This window comes from Candidatus Planktophila sp., from assembly GCF_044348745.1.
Classification (GTDB): domain Bacteria; phylum Actinomycetota; class Actinomycetes; order Nanopelagicales; family Nanopelagicaceae; genus Planktophila.
In genome coordinates this window covers 1-7125 of sequence record NZ_JBIKSG010000042.1, presented here as the reverse complement: position 1 = coordinate 7125, position 7125 = coordinate 1, and the positions used below count along the sequence as shown (strand labels likewise).

The 7125-nt window shown below is 46.9% G+C and carries 14 protein-coding genes; all 14 read right to left on the bottom strand.

Annotation, left to right across the window (positions count from 1 at the left end; all coding sequences use genetic code 11):
* Positions 1-7: 7 nt before the first annotated feature.
* Complete coding sequence (gene infA / locus AC9UH7_RS05840; RefSeq protein ID WP_018207233.1) at positions 8-229, bottom strand: translation initiation factor IF-1; 222 nt, start codon at positions 227-229, stop codon at positions 8-10.
* A 120-nt stretch (positions 230-349) separates the two neighbouring features.
* Positions 350-1162 carry a type I methionyl aminopeptidase gene (gene map / locus AC9UH7_RS05835; RefSeq protein ID WP_509596161.1) on the bottom strand — a complete coding sequence of 271 codons (813 nt, stop codon included), beginning with the start codon at positions 1160-1162 and terminating at the stop codon, positions 350-352.
* 10 nt (positions 1163-1172) lie between these two features.
* Positions 1173-1745: an adenylate kinase gene (locus AC9UH7_RS05830; protein ID WP_509596159.1), complete on the bottom strand. Its 573-nt coding sequence runs from the start codon at positions 1743-1745 to the stop codon at positions 1173-1175.
* Positions 1746-3041: a preprotein translocase subunit SecY gene (secY, locus tag AC9UH7_RS05825; protein WP_509596157.1), complete on the bottom strand. Its 1296-nt coding sequence runs from the start codon at positions 3039-3041 to the stop codon at positions 1746-1748. It lies immediately after the preceding gene.
* Positions 3042-3075: 34 nt separating this feature from the next.
* Positions 3076-3516, bottom strand: coding sequence for a 50S ribosomal protein L15 (rplO, locus tag AC9UH7_RS05820; protein WP_445836699.1), 441 nt, complete (start codon positions 3514-3516; stop codon positions 3076-3078).
* 2 nt (positions 3517-3518) lie between these two features.
* Entirely contained in the window at positions 3519-3701 is a 183-nt protein-coding gene (gene rpmD / locus AC9UH7_RS05815; RefSeq protein ID WP_445821876.1) for a 50S ribosomal protein L30, read from the bottom strand.
* Entirely contained in the window at positions 3701-4318 is a 618-nt protein-coding gene (rpsE, locus tag AC9UH7_RS05810) for a 30S ribosomal protein S5 (RefSeq protein ID WP_509537371.1), read from the bottom strand. Before rpsE ends, rpmD begins: the two co-directional genes overlap by 1 nt.
* A complete protein-coding gene (rplR, locus tag AC9UH7_RS05805; RefSeq protein ID WP_509596155.1) occupies positions 4318-4695 on the bottom strand; it encodes a 50S ribosomal protein L18 in 378 nt (125 codons plus the stop codon). Before rplR ends, rpsE begins: the two co-directional genes overlap by 1 nt.
* Positions 4695-5234 carry a 50S ribosomal protein L6 gene (rplF, locus tag AC9UH7_RS05800; RefSeq protein ID WP_506626683.1) on the bottom strand — a complete coding sequence of 180 codons (540 nt, stop codon included), beginning with the start codon at positions 5232-5234 and terminating at the stop codon, positions 4695-4697. Before rplF ends, rplR begins: the two co-directional genes overlap by 1 nt.
* Positions 5235-5241: 7 nt before the next feature.
* Positions 5242-5646: a 30S ribosomal protein S8 gene (rpsH, locus tag AC9UH7_RS05795; protein ID WP_509596153.1), complete on the bottom strand. Its 405-nt coding sequence runs from the start codon at positions 5644-5646 to the stop codon at positions 5242-5244.
* Between the two features lie 75 nt (positions 5647-5721).
* Positions 5722-5907, bottom strand: a complete 186-nt coding sequence (locus AC9UH7_RS05790) for a type Z 30S ribosomal protein S14 (protein ID WP_509537360.1) — start codon at positions 5905-5907, stop codon at positions 5722-5724.
* A gap of 3 nt (positions 5908-5910) precedes the next feature.
* Positions 5911-6468, bottom strand: coding sequence for a 50S ribosomal protein L5 (gene rplE, locus AC9UH7_RS05785; RefSeq protein WP_509596151.1), 558 nt, complete (start codon positions 6466-6468; stop codon positions 5911-5913).
* Positions 6468-6779 carry a 50S ribosomal protein L24 gene (gene rplX / locus AC9UH7_RS05780; protein WP_509596150.1) on the bottom strand — a complete coding sequence of 104 codons (312 nt, stop codon included), beginning with the start codon at positions 6777-6779 and terminating at the stop codon, positions 6468-6470. The genes rplE and rplX overlap by 1 nt, the downstream gene beginning before the upstream one ends.
* 2 nt (positions 6780-6781) lie before the next feature.
* A partial coding sequence (gene rplN, locus AC9UH7_RS05775; protein ID WP_509596148.1) for a 50S ribosomal protein L14 occupies positions 6782-7125 on the bottom strand: 344 nt, incomplete at its 5' end.

The following is a 7125-nucleotide window of genomic DNA, read 5'->3' as shown; positions in this document are numbered from 1 at the left end:
CCCCTTGTTACTTATAACGATAAATAATTCGACCCTTTGTTAGGTCGTACGGACTCATTTCCACGATCACACGATCGGCAGGAAGAATACGAATGTAGTTCTTTCGCATCTTGCCGCTTATGTGAGCAAGGACTTTATGTCCGTTTGTTAGCTCCACGCGAAACATTGCGTTAGGTAAAGCCTCAGCTACGGTGCCTTCCATTTCGATTGCACCATCTTTACTAGCCAAGCTGTACCTACTTTTCTGTTTTAAGCGTGAAACAAGCGAACTCGTAGTTTAGGGGTTGTGCCCAAATAAGGGAAATCCGCCTATAGAACTACACAGCTGTAATTCAGCGCACAAAATGGCCTAAATGAGGAGATCTGAGACCTCAACCCCTAATCGACTGAGCTCTTTCTTGCCGCCATCAAAGGCTGTCAGGACAAAGGGCTTGCCATCAGCAAGTACTGCATAGGTGTGCTCAAAGTGTGAACCTCGGGATTTATCCGCTGATACCACTGTCCACTTATCTCCCAATACTTTAGTGCGAGCAGATCCACGGGTAATCATTGGTTCAATGGCCAACACAAAGCCAGGAACTATTTCAGGACCGTTGCCAGGTTTACCAAAATTTAGAACATGAGGCTCTTGATGCATCTCTGTTCCAATACCGTGGCCCCCGTACTCCTGCAAGATGCCATATGTGCCTTGAGATTTTGTGTACTCCTCAATCGCATGGCCAATATCAGAAAGCTTTGCACCATTGCGACCTGCAGCAATCCCCCGCCACATTGACTCTTCGCACACATCCATCATCTTTTGATCTTCTGGGTCGATGCTGCCGACGCCTACTGAAAAGGCTGCATCCCCATGCCAGCCTTGAAATATCGCGCCACAATCAACTGAAACAACATCTCCATCATTGATGATGCGATCACCAGGAATTCCGTGAACGATTTCATCATTGACCGAAACGCAGATAGTTGCCGGAAAACCGTGATATCCCTTGAAATTAGAGGTTGCCCCGTGTCTTTTGATTACCGACTCAGCAACAGCATCGAGTGCACTAGTCATCATTCCTGCACTTATCACTTCACGAATTGCTTTATGAATTTCTGCAACCACTAAACCAGCTTTACGCATGGTCTTGATTTGTTCTTCGGTTTTGATTTGAATTGCCATGAATACTTACTTACTGTTCAAGGCGGCTTAGGGCCGATATTGCATTGGCTGTAATGTCTTCAATGTTTCCGACTGCACTAATTGATATTAGTAGGCCTTCGTTACGATAGAAAGAAATGATTGGCGCTGTTTGCTCTGCATAGACTTCAAGACGACGCTTAATAACATCTTCCTTGTCATCCTCGCGCTTTTCAATCTCTGCACGTTGTAATAAGCGTGCAATGATTTCTTCATCTGCAAGTGAAAACTCTAGAACTGCATGGAGGGGGGTCTTTTTCTCTGCCAGAATTGCACGTAGCACCTCTGCTTGAGCAACATTTCGAGGAAATCCATCAAGTAGAAAACCATTTGCAACATCATCATGAGTCAGGCGATCTTTCACCATTTCATTTGTTACAGAATCTGGGACAAGTTCTCCCCTATCCATAAATGACTTTGCCTGAATTCCGAGCTCAGTCCCAGCCTTCAAATTTGCACGGAAAATATCACCTGTAGAAATATGAGGAATTGAATAATGTGCTGCAAGGAATTGAGCTTGTGTTCCCTTACCAGCACCTGGTGGACCTACCAGGACGCAACGCATTTACTTAAGGAATCCCTCGTATGAGCGCTGCTGTAGTTGTGACTCAATTTGCTTTGCTGTATCAAGACCAACACCAACAACGATCAAGATCGCTGTTCCACCGAATGGGAAGTTTTGTGTTGCTCCAAAGAGTACGAGTGCACCGATAGGAATAACAGCAATGAGTGCTAAGTAAATTGATCCTGGAGCTGTGATGCGTGAGAGAACATACTGAAGATACTCAGATGTTGGCTTTCCTGCACGAATACCCGGAACGAATCCGCCGTACTTCTTCATGTTATCTGCAACCTCATCTGGGTTGAAGGTAATTGCCACATAGAAGTAGGTGAAGAAAACAATCAAAACTGCATATGTTGCAACGTAAATAATATTGTCACCGTTCACAAAGTTACGGCTAATCCATACCGCCCATGGTGCTTGGCTGTTTGTGAAATTCACAATCAGCGAAGGAATATAGAGCAATGATGATGCGAAAATTACTGGGATAACTCCAGCTTGGTTTACCTTGATTGGAATATAAGTACTTGTTCCACCGTATGCCTGACGTCCGACCATGCGCTTTGCATACTGCACAGGAATACGTCGCTGAGCTTGCTCCACAAAGACTACTGCCGCGATGATCAGCACGCCCACCGCCAAAATGAAGATGAATGCGAATAGACCCTTTTGTAGGCGGATTGACCAAAGCTGGCTTGGGAATCCTGCTGCAATAGATGTGAAAATCAAGATTGACATACCGTTACCAACACCACGATCAGTGATTAATTCACCTAACCACATAACTACTGAGGTACCAGCTGTCATCACAACGATCATTGTGATGATGCGCTGCCATGAAGTATCAGGGATGATTGCAAGGTTACAACCTGCAATTAAGCGACCTGGAGTACGTGCAACTGCAATCAAACCTGTTGACTGCAAGATTGCTAAACCAATTGTTAAGTAGCGTGTGTATTGCGTTAACTTGGCAGTTCCTGATTGCCCCTCTTTCTTAAGAGTTTCAAAACGAGGAATCACAACAGTTAACAACTGCACGATAATTGAGGCAGTGATGTAAGGCATGATTCCCAATGCAAAGACAGAGAGCTGAATTAACGCTCCACCGCTAAACAAGTTAATCAGGCCAAACAAGCCACCAGTTTCAGTTGTTGCTAGACACTCTTTTACATTTGTGTAAGAAACACCTGGCGTTGGAACAACTGAACCAAAGCGAAAAAGAGCCATGATTGAGAGAGTGAAGAAGATCTTCTTGCGAAGGTCCGGTGTCTTAAAGGCCTTACCAAATGCTGAAAGCATTGATCTTCTCCTCTTTCTCTATCGTCTGTAAATACTAAAGAACGTTGGTCTTGCCGCCAGCTGCAGTGATCTTGTCTACAGCAGATGATGAGAATGCGTGTGCAGTAACACTCACCTTCACATCAATATCGCCATTTCCAAGCACCTTTACAGGCAAGCTATCGCGAACAGCACCCTTTGCAATTAGATCTGCAACAGTTACATCGCCACCCTTAGGAAATAGCGCGTTAATAGTTGAGACGTTGACAGCCTGGTACTCAATGCGTTCTGGGTTCTTGAAACCACGAAGCTTTGGCAAGCGCATTACGAGAGGTAGTTGTCCACCTTCGAAACCTGCACGAACTGTGTTACGAGCACGTGTTCCCTTACCACCGCGACCGGCGGTCTTACCCTTTGATGCTTCACCGCGACCCTTACGAGTTTTAGCTTTCTTAGCACCTGGAGCTGGACGAAGATGATGAAGTTTTAAAGTCATCTTTATTCGACCTCCTCAACCTTAATCAGGTGGCGAACGGCGTAAACCATGCCACGAATTTCTGGACGATCTTCTTTAACAACAACATCGTTAATGCGCTTGAGGCCCAATGAACGAAGTGTGTCGCGCTGCTCTGGCTTGTTTCCAACCTTCGAGCGGATTTGAGTTACTTTTAAACGTGGCATTAGGCACCTACCGTGATCTGTGAAGCGCGGATAATTGCTGCAGGTGCAACATCTTCTAATGGACGACCACGTCGCGCAGCGATTTGAGCTGGGCTTTCAAGCATCTTCAATGCAGCAACGGTTGCGTGAACCATGTTGATTGCATTGTTAGATCCAAGTGACTTAGTCAAAACATCTGTGATGCCTGCACACTCGAGTACTGCACGCACTGGACCACCGGCAATAACTCCGGTACCTGGGCTAGCTGGACGTAGTAGAACTACCCCTGCTGCAGTTTCACCTTGTACTGGGTGAGGAACTGTTCCTTGAACACGTGGAACTGTGAAGAATGACTTCTTCGCTTCTTCCACTGCCTTAGCAATCGCTGCTGGAACTTCCTTGGACTTTCCGTAACCAATACCGACCTGACCGTTACCGTCGCCGACAACTACAAGTGCGGTGAATGAGAAACGACGTCCACCCTTTACAACTTTAGATACGCGGTTGATGAACACAACGCGCTCCATGAATGGGTTCTTTTCTTTTTCGCGATCATCACGACGTTCGCGACGCTCTGGGCGTCCCTTACCGCGATCATTGCTAGCAGTTGTTGGTGCTGCAGTTGGATTAGCAGACATTAGAACTCCAATCCGTTCTCTCGTGCACTGTCAGCAACAGCTGCAATACGACCGTGGTACTTATTACCTGCGCGGTCAAAGACAACAGTTGAAACTCCAACAGCCTTGGCACGTGATGCAATTAATGCACCAACAGCCTTTGACTTTGCAGTCTTGTCGCCTTTATCAGCACGAAGATCAGTTTCCATTGTGGATGCATAGGCAAGAGTCTTGCCTTGTGAGTCATCAATAACTTGTACGAACAAGTGACGAGATGAGCGAGAAACAACTAAGCGTGGACGTGATGCTGTTCCAGCGACCTTCTTGCGGACGCGGAATGCACGACGGGCACGGGCGTTTGCTGCCGAACCTTTGCGGACCTTTACACCAATAGCCATTACTTCTTACCTGTCTTTCCTTGCTTACGGCGAACAACTTCACCTGAGAGACGCAAGCCCTTGCCCTTGTATGGGTCAGCCTTGCGAAGCTTCTTTACCTTTGCAGCAACTTCGCCAACCAACTGCTTATCAATTCCAGAGATATGGAACTTTGTTGGTGACTCAACCTTGAAGGTGATTCCTTCAGGTGCTGGGAATTGGATGTTGTGGCTGTATCCAAGCTGGAACTCTAGGTCCTTGCCCTTTTCAGCTACACGGTAACCAACACCGACGATTTCAATAGTTAATGTGTAACCGTTAGTTACGCCTTCAACCATGTTCGCAACAAGTGTGCGAGATAGACCATGAAGTGAACGTGTTACACGCTCTTCATTGGGACGAGCAACGGTGATAACACCGGCTTCTTGTGAAACTTGAATTGGCTCAGCAACATTGAGTGAAAGTGTTCCCTTAGGACCCTTTACAGCAACATGCTGTCCAGCGATTGTGATTTCAACGCCGCTTGGAACGGCGATAGGCATGCGACCAATACGTGACATTAGATGATCACCATATGTAGGCGAGAACTTCTCCGCCTACACCCTGCTTGTTGGCTTGCTTATCAGTAAGCAATCCAGATGAAGTTGAAATAATCGCAACGCCTAGTCCACCAAGTACTTTTGGAAGAGCTGTTGACTTTGCGTAAACGCGAAGTCCTGGCTTGCTCACGCGACGCAAACCAGCGATTGAACGCTCACGGTTTGCACCAAACTTAAGGTCAAGAATAAGGTTCTTACCTACTCCATTTTCTGCATCTTCAACGCGGTATCCAGCGATGTAACCTTCTTGTTGAAGGATCACTGCGATACGTGCTTTGACCGATGATGACGGCATTGAAACCGAATCATGGTAAGCAGAGTTCGCGTTGCGCAGACGAGTCAACATGTCTGCGATCGGATCTGTCATTGTCATACGTGGCCTCGTGGCCTTTCTCGAACTGGTTTCTTTTTACAGACCTTGTCCGTTGTAGTTATTTGGATAGAACGATTACCAAGATGCCTTGGTGATACCAGGTAGCTCACCACGGTGAGCCATTTCGCGGAAACAAACACGGCATAGACCAAACTTCTGATAAACAGAGTGTGGACGACCGCAACGCTGGCAACGTGTGTAGCCGCGAACCTTGAACTTAGGCTTGCGAGCTGCCTTTACCTTGAGCGATGTTTTTGCCATTGCTTATGCCTCCTTGAATGGAAAGCCGAGCGCCTTAAGTAGTGCGCGACCTTCAACATCATTTTTTGCTGTCGTTACGAAAGTGATATCCATACCGCGTGGACGATCAACCTTGTCCTGTTCGATTTCTGGAAACACAACCTGCTCAGTTAAGCCGAAGGTGTAGTTTCCGTGTCCATCAAACTGCTTTGGTGATAATCCACGGAAGTCGCGGATACGAGGTAGTGAGATTGATAGCAAACGATCTGCAAACTCCCACATACGATCTCCACGCAACGTTACGTGTGCACCAATTGGCTGACCTTCACGAAGCTTGAACTGCGCAATTGACTTGCGAGCCTTAGTTACCTGAGGCTTTTGACCAGTGATTGTTGTGAGATCGCGGATTGCGCCTTCGATCAACTTTGAATCACGAGCTGCATCGCCAACACCCATGTTCACAATCACCTTTACAAGTGTTGGAACCATCATTGGGTTCTTAAATCCAAATTCGCTCTTTAGTGCAGGAGCAATATCACTCTTGTACTTAGCTTTTAGACGTACATCTACCTTTGTTGACATTAGATGTCCTTTCCGGTGCGACGTGAGATGCGAACATTCTTGCCATCTTCATCTTTGCGAACACCAAGGCGAGAAGCCTTGCCATCGCTGTCAACGACCATGACATTTGAAATATGTAGTGATGCTTCAACAGTGATGATGCCGCCGACCTTTACGCCGCGATCACCAGTTGTCTCTTTTGTATGACGCTTCTGGCGGTTAACGCCTTCCACAGTAATACGGTTGCCATCAACGACTAGAACCTTTCCTGTTGTTCCGCGATCTTTGCCCGCGATAACAAGAACGGTGTCATCCTTCTTAATCTTTGCCATTATTAGAGCACCTCCGGAGCTAGCGAGATGATCTTCATAAACTTCTTATCGCGAAGTTCACGTGCAACTGGTCCGAAGATACGGGTTCCACGTGGCTCGCCATCAGCCTTCAAGATCACTGCGGCATTTTCGTCAAACTTGATGTAGGAACCGTCTGGACGACGACGTTCCTTAACTGTACGAACGATGACAGCCTTTACGACTTCACCCTTCTTAACCTGTCCGCCAGGAATTGCATCCTTAACAGAACAAACGATGATGTCTCCGATACCGGCATAGCGGCGCTTGGATCCACCGAGCACACGAATACAAAGAAGCTCTTTAGCTCCTGTGTTATCCGCGACGC

Coding starts and splice junctions, on each gene's coding strand:
- rpsE (WP_509537371.1), bottom strand. CDS start 4,318: ATGTCTGCTAATCCAACTGCAGCACCAACAACTGCTAGCAATGATCGC.
- rplF (WP_506626683.1), bottom strand. CDS start 5,234: ATGTCACGTATTGGTCGCATGCCTATCGCCGTTCCAAGCGGCGTTGAA.
- AC9UH7_RS05790 (WP_509537360.1), bottom strand. CDS start 5,907: ATGGCAAAAACATCGCTCAAGGTAAAGGCAGCTCGCAAGCCTAAGTTC.
- rplO (WP_445836699.1), bottom strand. CDS start 3,516: ATGACTTTAAAACTTCATCATCTTCGTCCAGCTCCAGGTGCTAAGAAA.
- rplE (WP_509596151.1), bottom strand. CDS start 6,468: ATGTCAACAAAGGTAGATGTACGTCTAAAAGCTAAGTACAAGAGTGAT.
- rpsH (WP_509596153.1), bottom strand. CDS start 5,646: ATGACAATGACAGATCCGATCGCAGACATGTTGACTCGTCTGCGCAAC.
- rplR (WP_509596155.1), bottom strand. CDS start 4,695: ATGGCTATTGGTGTAAAGGTCCGCAAAGGTTCGGCAGCAAACGCCCGT.
- rplX (WP_509596150.1), bottom strand. CDS start 6,779: ATGGCAAAGATTAAGAAGGATGACACCGTTCTTGTTATCGCGGGCAAA.
- secY (WP_509596157.1), bottom strand. CDS start 3,041: ATGCTTTCAGCATTTGGTAAGGCCTTTAAGACACCGGACCTTCGCAAG.
- map (WP_509596161.1), bottom strand. CDS start 1,162: ATGGCAATTCAAATCAAAACCGAAGAACAAATCAAGACCATGCGTAAA.
- rpmD (WP_445821876.1), bottom strand. CDS start 3,701: ATGCCACGTTTAAAAGTAACTCAAATCCGCTCGAAGGTTGGAAACAAG.
- AC9UH7_RS05830 (WP_509596159.1), bottom strand. CDS start 1,745: ATGCGTTGCGTCCTGGTAGGTCCACCAGGTGCTGGTAAGGGAACACAA.